Here is a 25,759-nt window from a genome sequence, read left to right as displayed (position 1 = left end):
TCCACGGCGCTGACCTGTCAAGGTTCGCGAAGCGGACCTGGGGGGCACTATTCCGGCAGCGTGTTGTAATCTCTAAGCACCACAACCGCAGCAGGGCCAGCGTCGTCCCTCTGTTCCACGCAGACGTTGACGACGGGAGTGACTACATGCCTGCTGCCCGCCTTGGCCTTCCCGGAGGTCTCCCCGAGCCCCAGGGACTCTACGACCCCGGATTCGAGCACGACGCCTGTGGCGTAGCCATGGTGGCCGATGTCGCCGGCCGCCGCAGCTACGACATCGTCGCCAAGGCACTGACCGCGCTCCGCAACCTCGACCACCGGGGTGCCAGCGGCAGCGAGCCGGACACCGGCGACGGCGCGGGCATCCTCACCCAGATCCCCGACGCGTTCTTCCGCGCGGTGGTCGCCGATCTGGGATGGCACAGCGAGCTTCCCGCGGAGGGCGCCTACGCCGCGGGCACCGCGTTCCTGCCGCTGGACGAGCAGGCCAGGCAGACCGCGGTCGGCCTCATCGAGCAGATCGCCGCCGAGGAGGGCGTCACCATCCTCGGCTGGCGCGACCTGCCGGTGGACCGCGACCTGCCCGGCGCCACCGCTCGGGCGGTCATGCCACACTTCGCCCAGCTGTTCGTGACCTCGCCCGGCGGCGAGACCGGCGTCGACCTCGACCGGATCGTGTTCGCCTTCCGCAAGCGGGCCGAGCACGAGGCGGACGTCTACTTCTCCTCGCTGTCCTCGCGGACCATCGTCTACAAGGGCATGCTGACCTCGCTGCAGGTCGAGCCGTTCTTCTCCGACCTGTCCGACGAGCGCTACGTCAGCGCCATCGCGCTGGTCCACTCGCGCTTCTCGACCAACACCTTCCCCTCCTGGCCGCTGGCCCACCCCTACCGGTACGTCGCGCACAACGGCGAGATCAACACCGTGCGCGGCAACCGCAACTGGATGCGCGCCCGCGAGGCCATGCTCGCCACCGGCCTCATCCCCGGAGACCTGCGGCGGCTGTTCCCGATCTGCGACCCCGACGGCTCCGACACCGCCTCGTTCGACGAGACGCTGGAGCTGCTGCACCTCGGCGGCCGGTCGCTGCCGCACGCGGTGCTGATGATGATCCCGGAGGCGTGGGAGAACCACACCGAGATGGACCCGGCCCGCCGGGCCTTCTACGAGTTCCACTCCACCCTCATGGAGGCGTGGGACGGCCCCGCGTCCATCACCTTCTCCGACGGCACGGTGGTCGGCGCGGTCCTCGACCGCAACGGCCTGCGCCCGGGCCGGTTCTGGGTCACCGACGACGGCCTGGTCGTGCTCGCCTCCGAGGCGGGCGTGCTGTCCGACATCCCGCAGGAGAAGGTCGTCCGCAAGGGCCGCCTGCAGCCGGGCCGCATGTTCCTGGTGGACACCGCGCGCGGCCGGATCGTCGAGGACGACGAGATCAAGGCCGAGCTCGCCGCCGCCGAGCCGTACGGCGAGTGGTTGCACGCGGGCCTGGTCCGCTTCGAGGAGCTGCCCGAGCGCGAGCACGAGCACCCCACCCACGAGGCGCTGGTCAAGCGGCAGCAGACCTTCGGCTACACCGAGGAGGAGCTGCGGGTCATCCTCACGCCGATGGCCAAGAACGGCGCCGAGCCGATCGGCTCCATGGGCACCGACACGCCCGTGGCGGTGCTGAGCGAGAAGCCGAGGCTGCTGTTCGACTACTTCAGCCAGCTGTTCGCGCAGGTCACGAACCCGCCGCTGGACGCCATCCGCGAGGAGCTCGTCACCTCGCTGCAGTCGACGATCGGCCCCGAGGGCAACCTGCTCGACCCCGGCCCGGCCTCGTGCCGCCGGCTCGTGCTGCCCTACCCGGTGATCGACAACGACGAGCTCGCGAAGATCGTCCACATCAACGACGAGGGCGCGCTGCCCGGCTTCCAGCCGTACGTCGTGTCCGGCCTGTTCGACGCGGCCGGCGGCGGCGAGGCGCTGGTGCGGCGGCTGGAGGAGATCCGCCAGGAGGTCTCCCGGGCCATCGAGGACGGCGCGCGGATCATCGTGCTGTCCGACCGCGGGTCCTCTCGCGAGAAGGCGCCGATCCCGTCGCTGCTGCTCACCGGCGCGGTGCACCACCACCTCATCCGGGAGAAGTCCCGCACCCGGGTCGGGCTCGTGCTCGAGACCGGCGAGGCCCGCGAGTGCCACCACATGGCCCTGCTCATCGGCTACGGCGCCAGCGCGATCAACCCCTACCTCGCCCTCGAGACGGTCGAGGACATGATCGCCACCGGTCAGCTCGACCTCGACCCGCGCAAGGCCGTGCGCAACCTGATCAAGGCGTACGGCAAGGGCGTGCTGAAGGTCATGTCCAAGATGGGCGTGTCCACGGTCGCCTCCTACACCGGCGCGCAGATCTTCGAGGCCCTCGGCCTCGGCGCCGAGGTCATCGACCAGTGCTTCGCCGGCACCACCTCCCGCCTCGGCGGCGTCGGCTTCGACGTGCTCGCCAAGGAGGCGCTGGAGCGGCACGCGCGGGCCTACCCCCGCGCGGAGAACCCGCACCGGCGGCTGGAGGTCGGCGGCGAGTACCAGTGGCGCCGCGAGGGCGAGCCGCACCTGTTCAACCCGACCACCGTCTTCAAGCTGCAGCACTCGACCCGGACCCGGCGGTACGAGATCTTCAAGGAGTACACGTCCCTCGTGGACGGGCAGTCCGAGAAGCTCATGACGCTGCGCGGCCTGTTCAGGCTGCGCCCGGCGGGCGCGCCCGTGCCGATCGACGAGGTCGAGCCGGTCGAGTCGATCGTCAAGCGGTTCTCCACCGGCGCCATGTCGTACGGCTCCATCTCCATGGAGGCGCACGAGACGCTGGCCATCGCGATGAACCGGCTCGGCGCCAAGTCGAACACCGGTGAGGGCGGCGAGGACCCCGAGCGGCTGCACGACCCCGAGCGGCGCAGCGCGATCAAGCAGGTGGCCTCCGGCCGCTTCGGCGTGACCAGCGAATACCTCGTCAACGCCGACGACCTGCAGATCAAGATGGCGCAGGGCGCCAAGCCCGGCGAGGGCGGTCAGCTGCCCGGCCACAAGGTGTACCCGTGGATCGCCAGGACCCGGCACTCCACGCCCGGCGTCGGCCTCATCTCGCCGCCGCCGCACCACGACATCTACTCGATCGAGGACCTGGCCCAGCTCATCCACGACCTGAAGAACTCCAACCCGCGCGCCCGCGTCCACGTGAAGCTGGTGGCCGAGGTCGGGGTCGGGACCGTGGCGGCGGGCGTCAGCAAGGCCCACGCCGACGTCGTGCTGATCTCCGGCCACGACGGCGGCACCGGCGCCTCCCCGCTGACCTCGGTCAAGCACGCGGGCGCCCCCTGGGAGCTCGGCCTGGCCGAGACCCAGCAGACGCTGCTGCTCAACGGCCTGCGCGACCGCATCGTCGTCCAGGCCGACGGCCAGCTCAAGACCGGCCGCGACGTGATCATCGCGGCGCTGCTCGGCGCCGAGGAGTACGGCTTCGCCACCGCTCCGCTGGTCGTCTCCGGCTGCGTCATGATGCGGGTCTGCCACCTCGACACCTGCCCGGTGGGCGTGGCCACCCAGAACCCCGAGCTGCGCAAGCGGTTCACCGGCAAGCCCGAGTTCGTGGTGAACTTCTTCGAGTTCATCGCCCAGGAGGTGCGCGAGTACCTCGCCGAGCTCGGTTACCGCTCGCTGGACGAGGTCATCGGCCGGGCCGACCTGCTCGACACCACCCAGGCGATCGAGCACTGGAAGGCCTCCGGCCTCGACCTGTCGCCGATCCTGCACCAGCCGGAGCTGCCCGAGGGCACCCCCCGCCGCAAGGTCGTCGAGCAGGACCACGGGCTCGACAAGGCGCTGGACAACACGCTGATCCAGCTCGCCGAGGGCGCGCTGAACTTCGGCGACCCGGTCACGCTGGAGCTGCCCATCCGCAACGTCAACCGCACGGTCGGCACGATGCTCGGCCACGAGGTGACCAAGCGGTACGGCGGGGCCGGCCTGCCGGACAACACGATCGACGTGTCGTTCACCGGCTCGGCGGGCAACTCGTTCGGCGCGTTCGTGCCGCGCGGCATCACGCTGCGGCTGACCGGCGACGCCAACGACTACCTCGGCAAGGGCCTGTCGGGCGGCCGCATCGTCGTCCGCCCGCACCCCGACGCGCCGTTCGAGGCCGAGACGCAGGTCATCTCCGGCAACGTCGGCCTCTACGGCGCGACGTCCGGCGAGGTCTTCGTCCGCGGCATCGTGGGCGAGCGGTTCTGCGTGCGCAACTCCGGCGCGACCGCCGTCGTGGAGGGCGTGGGCGACCACGGCTGTGAGTACATGACCGGCGGCCGGGCCGTCGTCCTCGGGCCGACCGGCCGCAACTTCGCCGCCGGCATGTCGGGCGGCGTCGCGTACGTGCTCGACCTGCGGCCCGAGCGGGTCAACCGCGAGATGGTCGAGCTGGAGGCGCTGGACGACGACGACGCCGAGTTCCTGCGGGAGATCGTCGAGAAGCACTTCGCGGAGACCGGGTCCACGGTGGCCAAGGCGCTGCTCGCCGACTGGGACGCCGCGCTCGGCCGGTTCGGGAAGGTCATGCCGACCGACTACAAGCGGGTCCTGCGGGCGCGGGCCGCCGCCGAGGCCGAGGGCCGCGACATCGACGAGGCGGTCATGACCGCCGCCCACGGGTGACGCCGATGCGAATCATCGCGACCGTCTCCACGACCGTTTCCACGCAGGGATAGAGGGGGGTAACACCGTTGGCTGACCCGAAGGGGTTCCTGACACACGGGCGCGAGCTGCCGGCGCGCCGCCCGGTCGACGTCCGCATCCGCGACTGGCGCGAGGTCTACGAGGACTTCCCCCGGCCCGCGCTCACCAAGCAGGCGGCCCGCTGCATGGACTGCGGCATCCCGTTCTGCCACAACGGCTGCCCGCTCGGGAACCTCATCCCCGAATGGAACGACCTCGTCTACCGCGACGACTGGCGTGAGGCGATCGAGCGGCTGCACGCGACCAACAACTTCCCGGAGTTCACCGGCCGCCTGTGCCCGGCGCCGTGCGAGTCGGCGTGCGTCCTCGGCATCAACTCCGACCCGGTCGCGATCAAGCGGGTCGAGGTCGAGATCGTCGACCGCGCCTTCGCCGAGGGCTGGGTCACGCCGCAGCCGCCCGCCGCCAGGACGGGCAGGAAGGTCGCGGTCGTCGGCTCGGGCCCGGCCGGGCTCGCCGCCGCGCAGCAGCTCACCCGTGCCGGGCACGACGTGGTCGTGTTCGAGCGAGCCGACCGGATCGGCGGGCTGCTCCGCTACGGCATCCCCGAGTTCAAGATGGAGAAGCGGCACGTCGACCGCCGCATCGCCCAGATGGAGGCCGAGGGCACCGAGTTCCGCACCGGCGTCAACGTCGGGGTGGACGTGACCGTGGCCCGGCTGCGCGAGGAGTTCGACGCCGTCGTGCTGGCGGGCGGCGCCACGGCCTGGCGCGACCTGCCGGTGCCCGGCCGCGAGCTCAAGGGCGTCTACCAGGCGATGGAGTACCTCCCGCCCGCCAACAAGGCCCAGGAGGGCGACTACGCCGAGTCGCCGATCTCGGCCGAGGGCAAGCACGTCGTCGTGATCGGCGGCGGCGACACCGGCGCCGACTGCATCGGCACGGCGATCCGCCAGGGGGCCCTGTCGGTCACCCAGCTGGAGATCATGCCGAGGCCGCCGGCGACCCGTCCGGGCAGCCAGCCGTGGCCGACCTACCCGATGCTGTTCAAGATGGAGAGCGCGCACGAGGAGCTGGAGGCCGGGGCGGGCGACCGCGTGTACGCGGTGTCCACCACCGAGTTCGTCGGCGACGACGAGGGCAACGTGCGGGCGCTGCGCCTGGTCGAGGTCGAGGGCCCGGCGTCGGGGTTCGCGCCGATCCCCGGCACCGAGCGGGAGATCCCGGCCGAGCTGGTGACGCTCGCGATGGGCTTCCTCGGCCCGGAGAAGGGCCCGCTGCTGAACGACCTCGCGGCGCTGTCCGGCGACCCGGAGTCGTTCTTCGACGCCCGGGGCAACGTGGCCAGGAACGCGTCGTACGAGACGTCGGTCGAGGGCGTGTTCGCGGCCGGCGACATGGGCCGCGGCCAGTCGCTGATCGTCTGGGCGATCGCCGAGGGCCGGTCGGCGGCGGCGGCGGTGGACGGCTACCTGAGCGGGCGGACCGCCCTGCCCGTCGCCATCCCGCCGACGGCGCGGCCCCTCGTCTGAGAACCGACCGGACAGCCGTGGTCCCAGGGGACCGGACCACGGCTGTCCGGCTTTGAGGGGATAAAACGGGCATATCCCAGTTCGGTGGCCGGGTTGCGAGCACGTGCGGCTGCCGGGAGGATGCTGAGCCCGGATCGAGGGGCCCCGGCACCAGGGGCCCGCAACCGAGGAGGATCGTTGTACGCACGGGGGCGGCTCGCCGGGGCCATCATGTCCATCACGTTGCTCGGCGGGCTGGGGGCCGCAGGCCTGCCGGGGGCGGCGACCGCGTCCGAGCCCGCGCGGAACTACCTGGTCTTCTACAAGGACGGCGGCCGGGACGCCGCGCAGCGGGCGGCCGAGGCGGCCGGAGGAACGATCCAAGGACGGGACGACAAGCTCGGCTATTTCGTCGTGCGCGCGTCCGACCCCGAGAGGATCGGCGCCGACCCCTCCGTGGTCGGCGTCGCGCTCGACCGTCCCATCGGCAGGACCGCCGGCGCGGCCGTCTCCTCCGGCGCGGCTGCCTCTACCGGCGCAACGGGCGCGGACCATGCCCGGCGGGCACCCGGGGGCGACCCGCTCTCGGACCGCCAGTGGGACATGAAGATGATCGGCGCCACCCCCACCGGGTCGTACGCCAAGGCCCGGGGCAGCCACAAGGTGCTCGTGGGCGTCATCGACACCGGCGTCGACGGCGGGCACCCCGACATCGCGCCCAACTTCAACCGGGCGCTCAGCCGCAACTTCGTCGCCGACCAGCCCACCGACGACAACGGCAAGCAGCTCGACGGGCCCTGCGAGCACAAGGGCTGCAAGGATCCGGCCGACGTCGACGACGACGGCCACGGCACCCACGTCGCGAGCACGATCGGCTCGCCGATCAACGGCATCGGCGTCAGCGGGGTCGCCCCCGACGTGTCGCTGGTCAACCTCCGCGCCGGCACCGACTCGGGCTTCTTCTTCCTCAAGCCCACCATGGACGCCCTGGAGTACGCCGCCGACGTCGGCGTCGACGTGGTCAACATGAGCTTCTACGTCGACCCCTGGACGTTCAACTGCGCGAACAACGCGAGCGACACGAACAGGGAGCGCCTGGAGCAGCGGGCGATCCTGGAGGGCATGCGCCGCGCGGTCAAGTACGCCCGCGCCCACGGCGTCACCCTCGTCACCGCGATCGGGAACGAGGGTCTCGACCTCGGCAAGGTGAAGACCGACACCTCCAGCCCGGACTTCCCGAAGGGGTCGGAGAAGAAGCGGGCCGTCGACAACTCCTGCCTCAACGTCCCGGCCGAGCTCGACGGCGTCATCTCGGTGTCCTCCGTCGGCCCCGGCGGGCGCAAGGCGCCGTACTCCGACTACGGCGTCGAGCAGACCGACATCGCCGCGCCCGGCGGCGACATCTTCGACGGTGGCACCGATCTCAAGGGCGCGAGCCGGGAGATCCTGGCCGCCGCCCCCGAGAACGTCCTGCGCGCCAAGGGCCTCATCGACGCCGCGGGCAGGCCGAAGACGTCCTCGGTGATCCGCGACTGCCGCGACGGCAAGTGCGCCTACTACCAGTACCTGGAGGGCACCTCCATGGCCGCGCCGCACGTCACCGGGGTGGCGGCGCTGATCGTCGGCCGGTTCGGCAAGCCGGGCAAGGGCGGGCTCCAGATGGACCCCGCGCAGGTAGAGCGCATGCTGTACGCGACGGCGACCCCGAAGGGCTGCCCCGCGTCCCGCACCTACCGGTACGGCACCGGCGAGAGCCAGGTCTGCGAGGGGCCCACGGCGAAGAACGGCTTCTTCGGCCACGGCCTGGCCGACGCCGCCCGGGCCGCCACCGCCGCGCCCTGAGCTTCCTCTGGGACTCGTTCTGGCGTCGTCTCCACCTGAGTACGCGCCTGAGTAGCCCGCCGGATGTCCGGCGGGCCACGGCGGCCTACCCTCCTTCGCGGAGGAGGGCAGATCATGATCTACCGGCTCGTCTGGCAGGCCACGATGGTGGCGCACTTTCTCGTCATCGCCTACATCGCCCTGGGTGGCTTCCTCGCGTGGTGGCGGCCCCGGCTGGTCTGGCCGCACCTCGCGCTGTGCGCCTGGGGGCTGGTGCAGCTCGCCGGGCTCGTGGAGTGCCCGCTGACCGCGCTGGAGAACTGGGGGCGGGCCAGGGCGGGGGAGCACGGCCTGCTGCCCGGAGGGTTCATCGACACCTACATCGAGGGCGTGGTCTACCCGGAGGCGTACATCTGGCACGTGCGGCTGGCGGTGATCGCCGTCGTGCTCGCCTCCTGGGCGGGTCTCGCGATCAGGATCCGCCGACGCCGCACACGTCCTGCGCGTACGACAGGAACGCCTGCTGCACCGGAGGCGGAGGCGTCGCGATGAGGTAACGCCTCTCGCCGCCGCCCACGATGCCGTAGACCGGGAACAGGTAGGCCTTCTTGGCCTCGGCGAACGCGTGCCAGTCGCAGCGCATGGGGGTGACCTCCACCGGGATCTCCAGTCGCGTGGCGCCGGCCGCGAGCACCGCCACCGGCCGGCGCCTGCCGGAGCGGGGGAGCATCGTGTAGTGCGTGGTGGCGCCGAGGTCGTCGATCGTGACCGGCTCCGACCCGCCCTTCCTGGTGACGACGAGGTTCCCGTGCAGGGTGCGGCCCACGCGGGTCCAGGTGTCCCCGAACGTCACGTCCACCGACTGGCGCAGGATGTAGGCCCCGCACTCGGCCTTCACCAGCCCGTCCAGCGTGGGATCGGGGTGGTGGACCGGGAACTCCACCTTGCGCACGGTCCCGCCGCCGACCTGGATGTGCGCCACCACCGTGGCCGGGCGCACCGGCGGGATCTTCGCCGGATCGCAGCGCGCCTCGCCGTACGGGATCCGCAGGTCGGTGCGCGGCGTCTTGCCGAGAGTGGTGTCCACACGGGTCGGCGGGAGCGTCGCGAACGAGCCGGTGACCAGCTGGACGTCCTCGAAGCGCACCTGCGTGCCGGTGTCGTTGCGCACCGACACCTCCAGGTCGTGGGACGTCTCGTCGCTGCGCCACTGGTTCAGCGACACCGAAACACCCGTCGGCGGCGCGGTCGATTCGGTACCCTGGCCTCCGCACGCGGCCAGGGTGAACAGCGCCGTTATTACCCCCCAGGTCCGGGTACGTCCCATGGCTGCCAAGGCTAGGGCACGCGGATGATCGCGTGAAGTGTCTGAACATTTGGCGACAGCTGTGTGCGCCGTCACTGCAAGTGGTCTGTACCAATTAGGGTAGTGCTGTGAGTCGTCGAGCAAAGATCGTCTGTACCCTCGGGCCCGCCACCTCCTCACCGGAGCGCCTACGCGAGCTCATCAAGGCGGGCATGAACGTCGCCCGCTTCAACCTCTCGCACGGCAGCCATGAGTTGCACAAGGAGGTGTTCGACCGGGTCAGAGCCGCCGCCGACGAGCTGGGCTGCGCCGTGGGCGTCCTCGCCGACCTCCAGGGTCCCAAGATCCGCGTCGGACGCTTCGCCTCCGGTCCCGTACGGCTCGGCTACGGCGACGTCTTCACGATCACGACCGAGGACGTCCCCGGCGACCGTGACATCGTCTCCACGACGTACGAGGGCCTGCCGGGCGACGTCAAGCCCGGCGACACGATCCTCGTGGACGACGGCCGGCTGAACCTCGAGGTGACCGCGGTCGAGGGGCCGCGCGTCGTCACCCGTGTCGTCATCGGCGGCATGATCTCCGACAACAAGGGTCTCAACCTCCCCGGCGTCGCCGTCAGCGCTCCGGCGCTCACGGAGAAGGACGAGGAGGACCTGCGCTGGGCGCTGCGCACCGGCTTCGACATGATCGCCCTGTCGTTCGTCCGCTCGCCGGACGACGCCGCGCTCGTCCACGCGATCATGGAGGAGGAGGGCGTCAGGCTCCCGCTCCTCGCCAAGATCGAGAAGCCGCAGGCCGTCGACTGCCTCGAGGAGATCGTGGACGCCTTCGACGGCGTGATGGTCGCCCGTGGCGACCTCGGTGTCGAGCTGCCGCTGGAGCAGGTGCCGATCGTTCAGCGCCGCATCATCGAGCTGTGCCGCGAGAAGGCCCACCCGGTCATCGTGGCCACCCAGATGCTCGACTCGATGATGGGCGCCCCCCGGCCCACCCGCGCCGAGGCGTCCGACGTCGCGTACGCCGTGATGGACGGCGCGGACGCGGTCATGCTGTCCGGCGAGACCTCGGTCGGCAACTACCCGATCGAGTCGGTCTCCACGATGGCCCGCATCGCGGTCGCCGCCGAGGGCACCACGCTGCAGGCCACCCACACGCTGGAGCGCCTGCCCGAGACGACCGGCGGGGCCATCGCCCGCGCCGCCGCCGAGGTCGGCGCGATCGTCGGGGCCAAGGCCCTGGTGGCGTTCACGATGTCCGGCGAGACCGCCCGGCGGCTGGCCCGCTACCGCTCGCCGATCCCGCTGCTGGCGTTCACCTCCAACCCGCAGGTGCGCGGCCAGCTCGCGCTGACCTGGGGGGTGGAGACGTTCGAGGTGCCGTTCGTGCACCACACCGACGACATGGTCCGCCAGGTGGAGGCCTCGCTGCTGTCGCTCGGCGTCTGCGAGAAGGGCGACAAGGTCGTCGTCGTCGCAGGCTCCCCGCCCGGCAACCACGGCTCCACCAACGCCCTGCGCGTCCACACCATCGGCTCGGCGGTCGCCCACCCGTCGACCTGACCCCGGCGGCCGGGTTCCCCCGGGCCGTGCGGCCTGGGGCACCCGGCGGCGGGAGAAAACCCCTTGAAGGCGTGGCGCCCTTCGACGGAGCATGGCAGGAGCGAGTCGACCTTTCCTGTCAGACGCCGGAGGAGCGCGCGCCCGTTGATGGACTCCCCTCAGGCACTGGACTCCCCTCAGGAACCTGGGCCCGACGCGAGGGACGACACCGCCCGCCGGTCGTCGTGGCGCTCGCTGTGGCGATTGCGGTCCTACCTGCGCCCGTACGTGGCCAGCCTGGTGGTGTCCTGGCTCGCCGCACTGCTCGGGATCGCCGCGGGCACGGTGATCCCGCTGGTGAGCAAGGAGATCATCGACGGCCCGGTGGCCCACGGGGACCTCGCCGGGCTGGTCCCGCTCGGGCTGCTGGCCCTCGGTCTCGGCGTCGCCGAAGCGGTCCTCACGTTCGTCCGCCGCTGGTCCCAGGCCGGGCCGGTCCTCGGCCTCGAGACCGCGATCCGCGACGACCTCTACCGGCACCTGCAGCGGCTGCCGATGAGCTTCCACGACGGATGGCAGTCGGGCCAGCTGCTGTCCAGGGCGACGACCGACCTGTCGACGATCCGCAGGTTCCTCGGCTTCGGCGTGCTGTTCCTGATCATGAACATCCTGCAGCTCACCGCGGTCACCGTGGTGCTCCTGCGGATGTACTGGCCGCTCGGCCTGCTCGTCGCCGTCTCCGCCGTCCCCGTCGTGGTCCTGTCGCTGCGGTTCGAGCGGCGCTACATCGTCATCTCCCGGCAGGTGCAGGACCAGCAGGGCGACCTCGCCACGCTGGTCGAGGAGTCGGCCGTGGGAATCCGCACGGTCAAGGCGTTCGGGCGGCGCGAGCACGTCTTCGCGAACTTCGCCGCCGCCGCCCGCGAGATCCGCCGCACCTCGCTGGCGAAGGTGCGCCTGGCCTCCCGGTTCTTCACCTTCCTCGAAGTCGTGCCGAACGTCACGCTCGCCCTGGTCCTGCTGCTCGGCGCGATCGCGGTCGGCGCCGGTGCGCTGACGCTCGGCACCCTGGTCGCCTTCACCACGCTGGTCCTCCAGCTCGTCTGGCCGGTCGCCTCGCTCGGCTACATCCTCGCCATGGGCCAAGAGGCCATGACCTCGGCCGACCGGGTGGTCGAGGTGCTCGACACGGTGCCCGCGATCAGCGGCGGGCCGGCCGTCATCGATCGCCCGCGCGGCCACGTGCGCTTCGAGGGCGTCGGGTTCCGCTTCCCCGGCGCCGACCGGCCGGTGCTGCGCGACGTGTGGCTGGAGGTGCGGCCGGGGGAGACCGTCGCCCTCGTGGGGGCCACCGGATCGGGCAAGACGACGCTCACCGCGCTCGTGCCCCGCCTGCTCGACGTCACCGCGGGCCGCGTCACGGTGGACGGGCACGACGTGCGGGACCTGTCGCTGACCTCGCTGCGCTCGGTGGTCGCCACCGCGTTCGAGGAGCCGACGCTGTTTTCGATGAGCGTCCGCGAGAACGTGACACTCGGCCACGGGCACGCCACAGAGGAGGAGATCAGGCAGGCCCTGGAGATCGCGCAGGCGACCTTCGCCTACGACCTGCCCTGGGGGCTCGACACCCGCATCGGAGAGCAGGGGGTGTCGCTGTCGGGTGGTCAGCGGCAGCGGCTCGCGCTGGCCAGGGCGGTCCTCGGCAGGCCGCGGGTGCTCGTCCTCGACGACACCCTGTCGGCGCTCGACGTGGAGACCGAGGCCCTGGTCGAGGAGGCGCTGCGGCGGGTGCTCGCCGAGGCCACCGGCATCGTCGTGGCGCACCGCGCCTCGACCGTGCTGCTCGCCGACCGGGTGGCGCTGCTGCGCGACGGTACCGTCACCCACGTCGGCCGCCACGGCGAGCTGCTGTCGGCCGTGCCGGAGTATCGCCGGCTGCTCGCCCAGGACGCCGACTTCGACCCCGAGGGATCGATGCGATGAGCCAGGAGACCGGCAGCGACACGGGGACCACCGAGCGAGCCGGAGGCGATGCGGGAGGCACCGAGCGAGCCGGAGGGGACGCGGGAGACACCGAGCGAGCCGGAAACCACGCGGGAGACACCGAGCGAGCGGTACGTGATCGCCTCGACGGCGACGCGGGGGACACCGCGTGGCGCGGGGTCGCCGCCGAGGAGCGCGACGAGATCTCCGAGCGCGTCTCCCTGCTGCTGCGCACCCGGTCGCGCCGCCTGCTCGGCGACCTGCTGCGCCCGCACCGCCGGGCGATCGCCGTGCTCACGGCGGTCATCGTGGTGTCCAACGCCGCCGGCCTGGCCCTGCCGTACCTCGTGAAGGAGGGCATCGACGACGGCATCCCGCCGATGCTGCGGGGGCAGGGCGCGGGCACGCTGCTCGCGATCGTCGGCGCGGTGCTGGCGGCCGCGATCACCCAGGCGCTCACCCGGCAGGCGTTCCTGCAGATGTCGGGCCGGATCGGCCAGGACATCCTGCTGGAACTGCGCCGCCGGGTCTACGACCACTTCCAGCGCCTGTCGCTGTCGTTCCACGAGAAGTACACCTCGGGGCGGGTCATCTCCCGGCTCACCTCCGACGTGGACGCCATCGCGGAACTGCTCGACTCCGGGTTCGACGGCCTGGTCACGGCCGTGCTCACGCTGTGCGGCACCGCGGTCATGCTGCTCGTGCTCGACGTGCGCCTCGGGCTGGTGGCGCTGCTGCCGCTGCCGGTCCTGCTGCTGTTCACCCGGTGGTTCCGCCGCGAGTCGAGCGTGACCTACCGGCGTACGCGGGAGGCGGTCGCGCTGGTCATCGTCCACTTCGTGGAGTCGATGACCGGCATCCGCGCGGTGCAGGCGTTCCGCCGGGAGCCGCGCAACCAGGAGATCTTCGAACGGCTCAACGCGGACTATCGCGCCGCCAACACCCGGGGCATGCGCCTGGTCGCCGTGTTCATGCCCGGCATCAAGCTGATCGGCAACGTCACCGTCGCCGCCGTCCTGCTGTACGGCGGCCTGCTCGCGCTGCGCGGCACGGTCACGGTCGGCGTGCTCGCCGCCTTCCTGCTCTACCTGCGCCAGTTCTACGAGCCGATGCAGGAGATCAGCCAGTTCTACAACGCTCTGCAGTCGGCGGGGGCGGCGCTGGAGAAGCTGTCGGGCGTGCTGGAGGAGCGGCCCTCGGTGGCCGAGCCCCGCCGCCCGGCGCCGCTGCCGCGCGCCGCCGGGGCGTTGCGCTTCGAGGCCGTCAGGTTCGCCTATCCCGGCGGCCCGCCGGTGCTGCCGCTGCTCGACCTGGAGATCCCCGCCGGGCAGACCGTGGCCGTGGTCGGCACCACGGGCGCGGGCAAGACGACGCTGGCCAAGCTCATCGCCCGGTTCCACGACCCGGTCGCCGGGCGGGTGCTGCTCGACGGGGTGGACCTGCGCGACCTCGGCGAGGACACCCTGCGCCGCCACGTGGTGATGGTCACCCAGGAGAACTACCTGTTCAGCGGGACGGTCGCCGACAACGTGCGGTTCGGGCGGCCCGGCGCGCCGGATTCGGAGATCGAGCGGGCCACCGAGGCCATCGGCGCCCACACGTTCGTCTCCGCGCTTCCCGACGGATACGGGACGCAGGTCGGCAAGCGCGGCGGCCGCATGTCGGCGGGGCAGCGGCAGCTCGTCGCGTTCGCGCGGGCGTTCCTCGCCGACCCCGCCGTGCTGATCCTGGACGAGGCCACCTCCAGCCTCGACGTGCCCAGCGAGCGCCTCGTGCAGCGGGCGCTGCGGACGATCCTCGCCGACCGGACCGCACTGATCATCGCCCACCGCCTGTCCACCGTGGAGATCGCCGATCGGGTGCTCGTGATGGAGCACGGCCGGATCGTGGAGGACGGCCCGCCGGACCGCCTGATCGCCGGCGCCGGGCGGTTCGCCCGCCTCCACCGCGCCTGGCTCGACAGCCTCGCCTGACCCCTGCCCTCGCGGGCTACTCCCGGGGTCTTAGCCCCGGCGCGCCGAGTTGATCCCGGTGGGGTAGCGGCAGATGCCTCCGTGGGTGGGACGCCGCCGACCACCGGCTGGACGACGATAGCCGTTCATGGGAACCCCATTCAGGTACGTCCACGGGGCGGCGTTGCTGGCCACCGGCCTGCTCGCGGGCGCCTTCGCGTACGGCGCGGCCAACGTGATCCCCACCTTCGGGGCCGTTCCGCTGGATGTGCGCCTGACCTTCCACACCACGATGATGAAGGTCAACGAGCCGGTCATGCAGAGCGCGATGGCGCTGGCCATCGTCACGACCTTCGGTCTGGCGATCGCCGGCCGTGGCCGGGCGCGCCGGCTGGCGCTCGGCGCCGGTGCACTGGCGCTGACCTCGCTGCTCGTCACCGTGTTCGGCAATGTCCCGCTGCACGCGCGTTTCCGGGAGTGGGCCGCCGGCCCGGTCCCGGACGGCTACGCCGAGATCTTCCGGCGGTGGGAGCTGTTCCACGACCTGCGCACCCTGACCGCTTTGGCCGCCTTCGTCCTGATCATCGCTGTCGCCGTCGTCCGGCCCTCCAGCCGTTAAGGAGAACGTCCATGTTCCGTCGCCGCCCTGGTCGCCGTGCCGCCGGCCCTCCCGAGCCCGGCGAGGTGGAGAACCCCGGACCCGGGGGCACGCGCACGACGAGCGTGCGCGAGGTGGCCTGATGCCCGACTTCCACGCCTTTTTGACGCGCCTGCCGTACGAACTGGCCTTCGGCCGGGATGACCCGGCCACGATCGTGGACCGCTACTACACCCCCGACCTCGAATATCGCAACGACGGCGTCGTCCTCGACCGGCAGCGGCTGATCGACCACGCCCGCCCGGCCCGGAGGAACGCCCGCGAGCTGGAGATCCAGGTCCATGACTCGCTCGTCGACGACGAGCGGGCCGCCGCCCGCTACACCATGACCGTCCTGACCAGAAAGGACACGACCCTGCAGATCGAGGTTCACCTGTTCGCCCGGTTCGCCCCCGACGGACGGGTCCGGCGCGTCGACTCGATCACCCGGACGGTGAAGCCGTGAACCTCACTCTCGTCGGTTCCACCGGCCGCACCGGCCGTTACGTCCTGGCCGAGGCGCTGCGCCGCGGCCACCGGGTCACCGCCTTCACCCGCAACGCCGCAGCCCTGGAAGCGCGGCCGCACCTCGTCGTGGAGGGCGACGGCCGCGACCTGGAGAAGATGCGCACGGCCGTGGCGGGCGCGGACGCGGTGATCTCCATCATCAACGGCGGCGACAGCCGCGACCCGCACCGCGCGGCCGAGGCCACCCGCACCGTCATCCGGGCCATGACCGAGACCGGGGTCCGGCGGCTGGTCGTCACCACCCCCTACCCGATCGTCGCCCGCAGGCCGTTCCCGGCCATGTGGCTGCTGCGCCGCCTGCTGGCTACGCAGTATGCCGACGCCCGCGAGCTGGAGCGGGCCGTGAGCGCCGGCGAGCTGGACTGGACCATCGTCCGGCTGACCAGGCTCACCGACCGGCCCGCCGCAGGGGCGGTCGTGATCCGCCGCGAGCTGCTGGCCAAGCCGCGTGCCCTGACCCGGGCGGACGTGGCGACCACCCTGCTGGACATCGCTCAGGAGGACCACCTGAGCGGCGTGGCGGTCAACGTCCACGGGCGCTGAGCCGGCGACGCGATCACGCCGGAGGCGGGGAGAGGAGCAGGCGTTCCATGGCGGGGCGCAAAGGCGGGCCGATCTCCACGGGGCGGCGGGTGCGCCGGTCCACGAAGACGTGCGTGAAGTCGCCCTCGGCCACCAGCGTGTCGCCGGCGAGCAGGGCGAGCTCGTAGCGGACGCTGGACCGGCCGAGGTGCCCGATCCGCAGGCCCACGCTGATCACCTGCGGGAAGGACACCGAGGCCCGGTAGGAGCAGCGCGACTCCACGCACAGCCCGATGGCCGGGCCCTCGTGGATGTCCAGCCCGGCCTCCTCGATCAGCCACGTGTTGATCACGGTGTCCATCAGGGAGTAGTGCACGACGTTGTTGACGTGCCCGTAGACGTCGTTGTCCTTCCAGCGGGTGGGCACCTCCCGCCAGTGGGGATACGCCGTCCGGTCGTTCACGGGCCCGTTCACAAGCCGAGGTCCCGGCCGATGATCTCGCGCATGATCTCGTTGGATCCCGCCCAGATCCGGGTCACCCGGGCGTCCATCCAGGCGCGCGCCACGCGGTACTCCTTCATGTAGCCGTAGCCGCCGTAGAGCTGCACACAGGCGTCGATGACCTGGTTCTGCACATCGGCGGTCCACATCTTGGCCTTGGCCGCGTCGACCGCCGTCAGCTCCCCGTCGGCGTGGGCGGCCACGCACTGGTCGACGTACGCCTGGGTCACCTCCACCTTCGTCACGAGGTCGGCGAGGGTGAACTTGTTGTGCTGGAAGCTGCCGATCGCCTGGCCGAACGCCGTGCGCTCCTTCACGTACGACAGGGTCTCGGCGAGCACGGCGGCGGCGTGGGAGATGTTGGTGACGGCGCTGCCGAGCCGCTCCTGGGGCAGGCGCTCCATCATCGCGACGAACCCCCGGTCCACCTCGCCGATCACGTTGCCGGCGGGCACCCGCACGCCCTCGAAGAACAGCTCGGCCGTGTCGGCCTCCGGCTGGCCGACCTTGTCCAGCTTGCGCCCCCGGTGGAAGCCGGGCATGCCCTCCTCGACCGCGAACAGCGTGATGCCCTTGGCCCGCTTCTCCGGGCTGGTCCTGGCCGCCACCACGACGAGGTCGGCCTGGTAGCCGTTCGTGATGAACGTCTTGGAGCCGTCGACGATCCAGTCGGAGCCGTCCCTGACGGCGGTCGTGCGCAGCGCCGCCAGGTCCGACCCGCCGCTCGGCTCGGTCATGCCGATCGCGGTGATCATCTCCCCCGAGCAGAACGGCGGCAGCCAGCGCTTCTTCTGCTCGTCCGTCGTCAGCTCCACCAGGTAGGGCGCGACCACGTCGAAGTGGATGCTGAAACTGGACGCCAGAGCCATGCCCACCCCGGCCAGTTCCTCGGTGAGCACGGCGTTGAAGCGGTAGTCGCCCGCGGCCGCGCCGTCGTACTCCTCGGGGACCTCCAGGCCGAGGAATCCCTGCCGGCCGGCCTCCCGCCACACCTCGCGATCGATCAGCCGGCGCTCGATGAACTCCTCGGCCCTCGGGGCGACCGAGCGGATCACGAACTGCCGCACGGAGTTGCGGAAGGCCTCGTGGTCCTCGCCGTAGATGGTGCGTCGCATCGATTCTCCAGACGATTGTTCGGTATGGGGATACTAGCGAGTAACCTCCGGCGCGGACACGGCGGCGGTCGCGCGTCAGCCCACCGGCACCGGGTAGTCCTTCGCGAGCTCGGAGACCTCCGCCTCCCTGAAGACCACCGCGCCGCCGAGCGCCGCCTTGTCGGGCTTGAGCACGTACGACGACCGGGAGGCGGGCTTGTCGAAGAAGGTGAAGTTCATCGGCGTGCCGAGGTCGCCGCCGAAGTTCGCCTGCGAGCGGTGCGCGTTCAGGACGCCCTCACGGGTGAGGTCCTTGGCCTCACACCCCTTCCTCATCGCCTCGTCCACGATCATCGCCGCGCTCCAGCCGGTCGGCACGCCGCTGTCGAGCGTCTCGCCGGGATACTTCGCCTGGTAGTCGGCCACCAGCTTCTGCATCGCCGGGTTCTTCGCGCTGACCGGCGTTCCCGCCGACACGTAGTAGAAGTCCTTCAGCAGGGCCGGCCCGGCAGGGGTCGCGAGAAGCTGCGGGGAGTAGGCCGAGTTGCTGCCGACGAACGGCACGTCCATGCCCTTGGCGAGTGAGACGCCGACCAGCGAGGCCGTCTGCCGGGGCCCCACCGAGACGAGCACGGCCTTCACCCCGGCCGCCTTGAACGCCGCCACCTGGGCGCTCATGTCCTGGTCGGTCGCCTTGATCTTCTGCTCGACGATCTTCAGGCCGAGCTTGTCCGCCGCGTACTTCGAGCCGTTGAGCGAGCTCTCGCCGTAGTCGCCCTCGAAGTACAGGTGCCCGATCTTGTCGCCGGATTTGATTCCCTTCTCCTTCGTGAGGAACTCGACGGCGTTGATCATGTCCACGTCGTACGTCGTGCCGGTCACCTGGATGGCCCGGCTGCCGAGCAGCGTGGTCGCCCACGCCATCGGGATCGTGAGCAGCTTGTCGCCGTCGATGCGCTGCTTCAGCGCGGTGATCATCGGGGATCCGATGAACTGCGCGATCGCCGCCGACCTGGGCGCGATCTCGGTGTAGGCGGCCACCGCCTTCTGCGTGTCGTAGCCGTGGTCGCGGACGACCAGCTCGTACTTGCGGCCACAGACCCCGCCGCCGGCGTTGACCTGGTCGAAGTACAGCTGCTGCGCCTGCGTCTGGCTCTTGCCGAACGACGCGTACGGGCCGGTCAGGTCGGTGAGCGCGCTCACGGTGATCGTGGTGTCCGTGACGCCGGGGCCGGTCTTGACCCCGTCCGCGCCGGCCGCCGCCCCGGTGCCGCCGCCACCACCGCCGCCATCGCCCGTGGCCTTGCCGCTGGCGCACCCCGCGACCGAGGTCGCGACGGCCAGGGACAGCAGGGCTAACGCCGCGACGCCGGCGTGGGTGCCGATCTTGCCCATCTGAGCTCCTTGAGTCGAACGCGGCCGAGCCGCGTGGCGAGCCCGGCCAGACCGCCGGGCAGGAACAGCACCACCGCGACGACGGCGGCGCCGTAGAGGATCCGCGCGGCCTCGGCGGGGGAGACCCCGCCGGAACCCGGCTCGGCCACCAGCGGCAGGGCGTCGCTGTAGCGCGTGAGCAGCTGGGGGAGCAGGGAGACGAACGCGGCCCCGACGACCGCCCCGGCGACCGATCCCAGGCCGCCGATCACGATCATCGCGAGGTAGTCGAGCGACAGCAGCATGCCGAAGTAGTCCGGCACGACCTGCTGGAAGACCAGGGCGACCAGCACCCCGGCGAGTCCGCCGTACATGGACGACAGGACGAACACGCCCGCGCGGTATCGGGCGACGGGGACGCCCATGACCCCCGCGGCGATCTCGTGGTCCCTGATCGTGTTCATCGCCAGGCCGGGACGGCCGCGCAGCACGCCCCTGGCGAACACCCCCGCGCCCGCGAGCAGCGCGAGCCCGAGGAACCAGAGCCGTTCGAGCGAACCGAACGGCACGTTCAGCACCACCAGCTCCGGGGTGTCGGCGAAGACGAAGCCGAACAGCTCCATCGGCGGCACCGGCCGTCCGTTGAAGCCGCCGGTCACCGGCTCGGCGTTGAACAGGATGTGCTGGCCGACGAAGATCAGGGCAAGTGTGGCGATGCCCAGGTAGGCGCCCCTGAGGCGGCCCGCGATCGGGCTGAACAGGCCGCCGGCCACGCCCGCGACGATCACCGCCGCCACGGCCGCGAGCGGCGTCGGCAGCCCCAGGTCGGACGACAGGGAGACGTAGGAGTACGCCCCGACCGCGAGGAAGAAGGCGTGCCCCAGGGACAGCTGCCCGGTCGCCCCGGTCAGCAGGTTGATCCCGATCGCGCCGATCGCCGCCGACATCGCGAACAGGCCCGCCTGCAGCCAGAACCCCTCTAGGTAGAAGGGGACCGCGACGGCCCCCGCGAGCACCGCGAGCCACCGCACGGCCCGGAGGGGCCCCGCCCCGAGAAACGGCACGGTCCGGAGGGGCAGGGACGCGCCGCGCGCCGCCGGCGTCACGGCTGTGGGCGTGGCGCCTGTGGGTGTGGGTTCAGACACGGGCCGGCTCCTTCGTGCCGAACAGCCCGGAGGGCCGCAGCAGCAGGATCACGATCATCACGAGGAACGGCGCCGCGTCGCCGATGCCGCGGCCGAGGAAGGCGAGCTCGCTCTGGTAGCCGCTCATCAGCGTCTCGGTGACGCCCACGATCAGCCCGCCGGCCAGCGCGCCCGTGGTCGAGTCGAGCCCGCCCAGGATGGCGGCGGGGAACGCCTTCATCGCCGCCGCGGCCGTGCCCCTGTCCAGACCCGGCGTCGGGAAGACGCACAGGAACATCGCCGCGACCGCGGCCAGCGCCCCGGCGACGGCCCACGCGCTGAGCGAGACCCGGCCGAGCCGCACGCCCATCAGCGCGGCGGTCTCCGCGTCCTCGGCCGTGGCGCGCATCGCCACGCCCCAGCCGGTGAACTTGAAGGCGAGCAGGAACACCACGATCAGCGCGGCGGCGACCGCGAGGGCCACGACACGGGTCTCGGCGACCGTGACCGGGCCGAGACGCAGCACACGGTCGCCCCAGGGATCGCCGAGGGCGAGCACCTCGGTGCCGATCCGCCGGGTGAGCTCGGTCGTGAGCAGGATGTCCACGCCGATCGTGACGATGGCCAGCACGCCGCGGGAGCCGACGTGCGCCCGGCGCAGGATCAGGAACTCCACCAGCGCGCCGACCAGCGCCGCCGCCGCGATCCCGGCCGCGAGCGCCGCCCAGAACCCGATCAGCGGGTGCAGCCGGGCGACCACGTAGCCGCCCGCGAGCAGCAGCGACGCGTGGGTGAAGTTGACCACCTCGGTCGCCTTGAAGATCACCACAAAGCCGAGCGCGATCAGCGCGTACACGGCTCCGACCGAGATCCCGTTGACGAGCAGCTCCAGGAAGACCGCCATCACGCCTCGCCCCGCTCACCGGAGGGGCCGCCGAAGTCGCCGAGATAGGCGCGGATCACCTCGGGGTCGCGCTGGACCTCCTCGGGCGACCCGTCCGCGATCCGCCTGCCGAAGTCGAGCACGGTCACCGCGTCGGCGATCCGCATGACCATGCCCATGTCGTGCTCGACCAGCAGGATCGAGATGCCGAGGCTCTCGCGCACCGACTCGATGAGGCCGGCCATCTCCCGCCGCTCGCCGCCGTTCATCCCCGCCACCGGCTCGTCCAGCAGGAGCAGCCGTGGCTCCATGCACAGCGCCCGGGCCAGCTCCACCCGCTTCTGCACGCCGTACGGCAGCAGCCCCACCGGGAGGGGCAACGCGTCTTCGACGCCGGCGAACTCCGCGATCTCCGCCACGCGCGCGCCGTGCCGTACGGCCTCATGCCTGGCCGAGGGCAGCCGCAGGCCGGCCGAGACGAAGCCGGCACGGGTCAGGCTGTGCCGGCCGAGCATGAGGTTGTCGCGGACCGTCAGGTGCGGCGACAGGGCGATGTTCTGGAACGTGCGCGCCACGCCCAGCGCGGCCACCCGGTGCGGGCGCAGCGAGGTCAGCTCGACGCCGCCGAAACGCACGCTGCCCGAGGTGGCGCGGTAGACGCCCGACAGCACGTTGAAGCAGGTGGACTTGCCCGCGCCGTTCGGCCCGATCAGCGCGTGCACGCTGCCGGGGGCCACGGTGAAGCTCACCGCGTCGAGCGCGGTGAGCCCGGCGAAGCGCACCGTCACCTCGCTGACGACGAGTTCCGCAGGGCCGTCGCCGCCGGCCGTACCGACCGGTTGGTTTCTCGTGGGCATGCGCAGGCGCCTCGTCGGGCGTGCGCGCGGTTCGCCGCGGCGGTGGGTCATGCCGTCCATCTCGTCAGCCTGGTCCTCTCGTGCCTTCCACGGCCGTGGCCGGGTTCGGTACCGACCGGTCGGTCTGTCTCGGGCGCGCCGACGCCGAGATAACGGCGGCGCACCTCGTCGCTGGCCGCGAGGTCCGCCGCGGGTCCCGACAGCGCCACCTCGCCCACCTCCAGCACGTACGCCCGCTCGGCCAGCGCGAGCGCCATGGCCGCGTTCTGCTCCACGAGCAGCACCGACGTCCCCTGGGCGTTGATCTGCCGCACGGTGTCGGCGATCCGGGCCGCCATCAGCGGCGCGAGCCCGAGCGTGGGCTCGTCCAGCAGCAGCAGCGAGGGCCCGGCCATGAGCGCCCGGCCGATCGCCAGCATCTGCTGCTCACCGCCCGACAGCAGGCCCGCCCGCTGATGGGCCCGCTCGGCCAGCACCGGGAAGAGCTCGAGCACCCGCGCACGGGCCGCCGCCGCGCGCCTGCCCGGCACGCCCAGCGCTCCGGCGCGCAGGTTCTCCGCCACCGTCATCCGGGCGAACACCCGCCGCCCCTCGGGCACCTGGACCACGCCGCGCCGTACGACGGCCGCGGCCGGCACCCCGTCGAGGCGGGATCCGCCGAAGGCGACCGTCCCCGACGTGATCGCGCCCCGGTGGAACCGCAGCGTCCCCGACACCGCCCGCAGCAGCGTCGTCTTGCCCGCGCCGTTCGCGCCGAGCACCGCGGCCACCGCACCCCGGGGCACGGCCAGGTGGACGCCCCGCAGGGCGCACACAGGGCCGTACCGCACCTCAAGGTCCCTGATCTCGAGACCCCCGATCTCCGGGTCTGCGATCTGCGGGCCGGTCCCCGGATCCGCCTCACCAGACATCCGCGCCTCCTGTGCCTTCGATGAAGGCACACCCAACCCATCGGGGTCGAGGGCCGTCCAGCGCCGGGAGTCAAGTCGGGACCCCAGCCCATGCCCGCCGGTCGTGCCCTGTGCTCCAGCACAATCCCGCATCACGAAACGAAAACCGAACCTTGTTCCGGACGCTGCCGGCTGGCACATTCGGGGGCATGAGGTCCAGGACGGACGCCGAGGTCCGGGAACTGCTGCGGACCTCCGCCGCAGGCCTGCTGGAACGGCTCCCCGAGCTCGCCGACGAGCTGGTGAAGCGCGGCAGGGACAGCGACGAGGCCTACCGCATGACGGTCCCCTACGAGGACCACTGGAAGAGCACCCACGAAGGGCTGCGCATCGGCATCACCGCGATCCTGCAGCCCCGGCACGAGCGGCGCGACGTCGCGTACGCCCAGACGGTCGGGCGCAGGCGGGCCGAGTTCGGGCTCCCGCTTGACTCTCTCATGCGCAGCTACCGCCTGGCGGCGCAGGTCACCTGGAACGGCGTCATCGACATCATCGGCGACCAGGGCCAGGAACGGCTGCCCGCCCTGCTGCGCAGCGCCACCCACGTGTGGCACGCCATCGACCGCCAGGCCGTGGCGGCGGCCGACGCCTACCGCCGCCGGGAGAACGAGCTGCTCGGCCGGACCAACCAGCGCGTCAACGCCATGCTCGACGCCCTCCTGGAGGGCCGCGCCGACCCGGCCGTGGCCGGCGTGGCCGCCGACGCCCTCGGCCTGCCGGAGCACGGCCGCTATGCGGTCGTCACAACGCGGCTGCCCGCGCAGCCGGACCGCGTGCACCGCCCCGACGAGATCGGCGGGCTGCGCTTCCTGTGGCGCATGCGCCCGGACCTGGAGATGGCGGTGGTGCACCTCGGTGACCGGGAGCTGGACGATCTGGTGGCCGCGATCACCCCGGTCGTCTGCGCGAGCGCCGGCGTCAGCCCGGTGGTGGAGAGCCTCGCCGACCTCGGCACGGCCCGCCGCCTCGCGGAGGTGGCCATGCGCACATGCTCGGGGACCGCGCCGGAGATCGCGCGGCTCGACCGGCGGCTGCCCGCCGCCCTGGTGGTCTGCCAGCCGGAGCTGGCCGGGCACCTCGCGGGCGGCGTCCTCGGCCCGATCACCGCCTCACCCGACGGTGGCGTGCTGCTCGCGACGCTGGAGGCGTGGCTGCGCTGCGAGGGGTCGGCCGCACGCGCGGCGGCGGAGCTCTACTGCCACCGCAACACCGTCTTCAACCGGGTGCGCCGCATCGAGCAGCTCACCGGCAGGTCGCTGGCCCGCCCCCTGGACGTCGTCGAGCTCTCCCTCGCCCTCGACGCCGTCCGCCTCCTCCCCGGCACCTGAAAGCACGCGGCTCCGTACTCGGGGTCTTGTGACATGTCGAGGCACAGGCTCGTCTGAGCCGCCGGGGGAGCGGAGCGAGGAGATGGAAGACCCGGCGGCGGGCCGGGAAACGTACACGTTCCCGATCGTCGCTGTCGCCGCCGACAGTTCTCGGATGACCGCGAGGAGTGAAAGTGCCCCGGGTGGGACTCGAACCCACACTGTACGGGTTTTGAATCCGCTCCCTCATGCCAATTGGGGTACCGGGGCTTCAATTCGGACTTATGTAACTTGTCCGAACCCGTCGCGCAGAAGCCTACCAAACGGGTGATCATCCACGAGGCCCCTGGCGTGGTTCTAATGTAGCGGACGTCGGTAACCTCTTGTGCGTGAGTACGCAGCGGCGAGTGGTGATCGCGGAAGACGAGGCGCTGATTCGCCTCGACCTGAAGGAGATGCTCGAAGAGGACGGTTACGCCGTGGTCGGCGAGGCCGGCGACGGCGAGACGGCGGTCAAGCTCGCCATGGAGCTCCGACCCGACCTGGTGATCCTGGACGTCAAGATGCCCGTGCTCGACGGGATCTCAGCGGCGGAGCGCATCGTCTCCGAACGCATCGCACCGTGCCTCATCCTCACCGCGTTCTCGCAGCGCGACCTGGTCGAGCGGGCCAGGGACGCGGGTGCGATGGCCTACCTGGTCAAGCCGTTCACCAAGGGCGACCTGGTTCCGGCCATCGAGATGGCGGTCAGCAGGCACGAGGAGATCGCCGCGCTGGAGAAGGAGGTCTCCACGCTCTCGGAGCGGCTGGAGACCAGGAAGCTCGTGGAGCGCGCGAAGGGCCTGCTCATGGCCCAGCACGGGTGGACGGAGCCGCAGGCCTTCCGGTGGATCCAGAAGGCGTCCATGGACCGGCGCATGAGCATGCGCCAGGTGGCCCAGATCGTGGTGAACGAGAACGGCGGTGAGACCCAGCCGCCCGCCTGAACGCCGCTCTGCTGATCGCGGAGGAGAAGACTCCTGGTCAGGGGCCGTCCCGCTAAGTTGAGGAGTTATTACGACTCCGCATCCAAGTGCGGACAGTTCTGATGCATCCCTGGTCGGGCCGCGCCTGGCCTATGTACCTTTCAGCCATTCGATCGGGACCAGTCGGCTGCGC

At 71.6% G+C, this 25,759-nt stretch carries 20 protein-coding genes and 1 tRNA gene; 12 read left to right on the top strand and 9 right to left on the bottom strand.

What is annotated here, in order from left to right:
• The first annotated feature begins 146 nt into the window (after nucleotides 1–146).
• From gltB to ABZ860_RS04790, 4 genes are all read left to right on the top strand, one after another.
• A complete protein-coding gene (gltB, locus tag ABZ860_RS04805) occupies nucleotides 147–4,688 on the top strand; it encodes a glutamate synthase large subunit (RefSeq protein ID WP_357215136.1) in 4,542 nt (1,513 codons plus the stop codon).
• Between the two features lie 68 nt (nucleotides 4,689–4,756).
• Nucleotides 4,757–6,241 carry a glutamate synthase subunit beta gene (locus ABZ860_RS04800; RefSeq protein ID WP_357215133.1) on the top strand — a complete coding sequence of 495 codons (1,485 nt, stop codon included), beginning with the start codon at nucleotides 4,757–4,759 and terminating at the stop codon, nucleotides 6,239–6,241.
• Nucleotides 6,242–6,418: 177 nt separating this feature from the next.
• Nucleotides 6,419–8,062, top strand: a complete 1,644-nt coding sequence (locus ABZ860_RS04795; protein WP_357215130.1) for a S8 family serine peptidase — start codon at nucleotides 6,419–6,421, stop codon at nucleotides 8,060–8,062.
• A gap of 114 nt (nucleotides 8,063–8,176) precedes the next feature.
• The gene (locus tag ABZ860_RS04790) at nucleotides 8,177–8,593 is read left to right on the top strand and encodes a DUF2784 domain-containing protein (RefSeq protein WP_357215128.1); all 417 of its coding nucleotides are present in this window, start codon (nucleotides 8,177–8,179) and stop codon (nucleotides 8,591–8,593) included.
• Here ABZ860_RS04790 and ABZ860_RS04785 read toward each other — a convergent pair.
• Complete coding sequence (locus tag ABZ860_RS04785) at nucleotides 8,514–9,266, bottom strand: hypothetical protein (protein WP_357215125.1); 753 nt, start codon at nucleotides 9,264–9,266, stop codon at nucleotides 8,514–8,516. The two genes, ABZ860_RS04790 and ABZ860_RS04785, sit on opposite strands and share 80 nt — an antisense overlap.
• Nucleotides 9,267–9,475: 209 nt before the next feature.
• Between ABZ860_RS04785 and pyk the strand changes: the two genes are divergently transcribed.
• From pyk to ABZ860_RS04755, 6 genes are all read left to right on the top strand, one after another.
• Entirely contained in the window at nucleotides 9,476–10,909 is a 1,434-nt protein-coding gene (pyk, locus tag ABZ860_RS04780; RefSeq protein ID WP_357215122.1) for a pyruvate kinase, read from the top strand.
• A 147-nt stretch (nucleotides 10,910–11,056) separates the two neighbouring features.
• Nucleotides 11,057–12,871: an ABC transporter ATP-binding protein gene (locus tag ABZ860_RS04775; protein WP_357215119.1), complete on the top strand. Its 1,815-nt coding sequence runs from the start codon at nucleotides 11,057–11,059 to the stop codon at nucleotides 12,869–12,871.
• Entirely contained in the window at nucleotides 12,868–14,844 is a 1,977-nt protein-coding gene (locus ABZ860_RS04770) for an ABC transporter ATP-binding protein (RefSeq protein ID WP_357215116.1), read from the top strand. Before ABZ860_RS04775 ends, ABZ860_RS04770 begins: the two co-directional genes overlap by 4 nt.
• A gap of 127 nt (nucleotides 14,845–14,971) precedes the next feature.
• Nucleotides 14,972–15,442, top strand: coding sequence for an anthrone oxygenase family protein (locus ABZ860_RS04765; RefSeq protein WP_357215113.1), 471 nt, complete (start codon nucleotides 14,972–14,974; stop codon nucleotides 15,440–15,442).
• A gap of 121 nt (nucleotides 15,443–15,563) precedes the next feature.
• Nucleotides 15,564–15,926, top strand: coding sequence for a nuclear transport factor 2 family protein (locus ABZ860_RS04760; RefSeq protein ID WP_357215111.1), 363 nt, complete (start codon nucleotides 15,564–15,566; stop codon nucleotides 15,924–15,926).
• Nucleotides 15,923–16,531 carry an NAD(P)-binding oxidoreductase gene (locus ABZ860_RS04755; RefSeq protein WP_357215109.1) on the top strand — a complete coding sequence of 203 codons (609 nt, stop codon included), beginning with the start codon at nucleotides 15,923–15,925 and terminating at the stop codon, nucleotides 16,529–16,531. The genes ABZ860_RS04760 and ABZ860_RS04755 overlap by 4 nt, the downstream gene beginning before the upstream one ends.
• A gap of 13 nt (nucleotides 16,532–16,544) precedes the next feature.
• Here ABZ860_RS04755 and ABZ860_RS04750 read toward each other — a convergent pair whose 3' ends face one another.
• The 7 genes from ABZ860_RS04750 to ABZ860_RS04720 form a co-directional block, all read right to left on the bottom strand.
• The gene (locus ABZ860_RS04750) at nucleotides 16,545–16,973 is read right to left on the bottom strand and encodes a thioesterase family protein (protein ID WP_357215106.1); all 429 of its coding nucleotides are present in this window, start codon (nucleotides 16,971–16,973) and stop codon (nucleotides 16,545–16,547) included.
• A gap of 8 nt (nucleotides 16,974–16,981) precedes the next feature.
• Nucleotides 16,982–18,127 carry an acyl-CoA dehydrogenase family protein gene (locus ABZ860_RS04745; RefSeq protein WP_357215103.1) on the bottom strand — a complete coding sequence of 382 codons (1,146 nt, stop codon included), beginning with the start codon at nucleotides 18,125–18,127 and terminating at the stop codon, nucleotides 16,982–16,984.
• A gap of 75 nt (nucleotides 18,128–18,202) precedes the next feature.
• Nucleotides 18,203–19,501, bottom strand: a complete 1,299-nt coding sequence (locus ABZ860_RS04740) for an ABC transporter substrate-binding protein (RefSeq protein ID WP_357215101.1) — start codon at nucleotides 19,499–19,501, stop codon at nucleotides 18,203–18,205.
• Nucleotides 19,462–20,511 (bottom strand): branched-chain amino acid ABC transporter permease, encoded by a 1,050-nt coding sequence (locus ABZ860_RS04735; RefSeq protein WP_357216294.1) that lies wholly within the window; start codon nucleotides 20,509–20,511, stop codon nucleotides 19,462–19,464. Before ABZ860_RS04735 ends, ABZ860_RS04740 begins: the two co-directional genes overlap by 40 nt.
• A 106-nt stretch (nucleotides 20,512–20,617) precedes the next feature.
• Nucleotides 20,618–21,508: a branched-chain amino acid ABC transporter permease gene (locus tag ABZ860_RS04730; protein WP_357215099.1), complete on the bottom strand. Its 891-nt coding sequence runs from the start codon at nucleotides 21,506–21,508 to the stop codon at nucleotides 20,618–20,620.
• The gene (locus tag ABZ860_RS04725; RefSeq protein WP_357215097.1) at nucleotides 21,508–22,344 is read right to left on the bottom strand and encodes an ABC transporter ATP-binding protein; all 837 of its coding nucleotides are present in this window, start codon (nucleotides 22,342–22,344) and stop codon (nucleotides 21,508–21,510) included. Before ABZ860_RS04725 ends, ABZ860_RS04730 begins: the two co-directional genes overlap by 1 nt.
• 47 nt (nucleotides 22,345–22,391) lie before the next feature.
• Nucleotides 22,392–23,255 carry an ABC transporter ATP-binding protein gene (locus ABZ860_RS04720; RefSeq protein WP_357215094.1) on the bottom strand — a complete coding sequence of 288 codons (864 nt, stop codon included), beginning with the start codon at nucleotides 23,253–23,255 and terminating at the stop codon, nucleotides 22,392–22,394.
• A gap of 188 nt (nucleotides 23,256–23,443) precedes the next feature.
• Here ABZ860_RS04720 and ABZ860_RS04715 point away from each other — a divergent pair, with 188 nt between their 5' ends.
• On the top strand, nucleotides 23,444–24,622 hold the full coding sequence (locus ABZ860_RS04715; protein ID WP_357215091.1) for a helix-turn-helix domain-containing protein: 1,179 nt from the start codon (nucleotides 23,444–23,446) through the stop codon (nucleotides 24,620–24,622).
• Between the two features lie 174 nt (nucleotides 24,623–24,796).
• On the opposite strand, the gene ABZ860_RS04710 is transcribed toward ABZ860_RS04715, so the two are convergent.
• A tRNA-Leu gene (locus ABZ860_RS04710) sits at nucleotides 24,797–24,871 on the bottom strand.
• 137 nt (nucleotides 24,872–25,008) lie between these two features.
• Here ABZ860_RS04710 and ABZ860_RS04705 point away from each other — a divergent pair.
• The gene (locus ABZ860_RS04705) at nucleotides 25,009–25,587 is read left to right on the top strand and encodes a response regulator (protein WP_182897729.1); all 579 of its coding nucleotides are present in this window, start codon (nucleotides 25,009–25,011) and stop codon (nucleotides 25,585–25,587) included.
• Nucleotides 25,588–25,759 lie beyond the last annotated feature (172 nt).

Origin of the sequence: Microbispora sp. NPDC046973 (genome assembly GCF_040644495.1) — a bacterium.
Lineage (GTDB): Bacteria > Actinomycetota > Actinomycetes > Streptosporangiales > Streptosporangiaceae > Microbispora.
The sequence above is the reverse complement of the archived record's forward strand: the minus strand, read 5'-3'. Positions and strand labels throughout refer to the sequence as shown.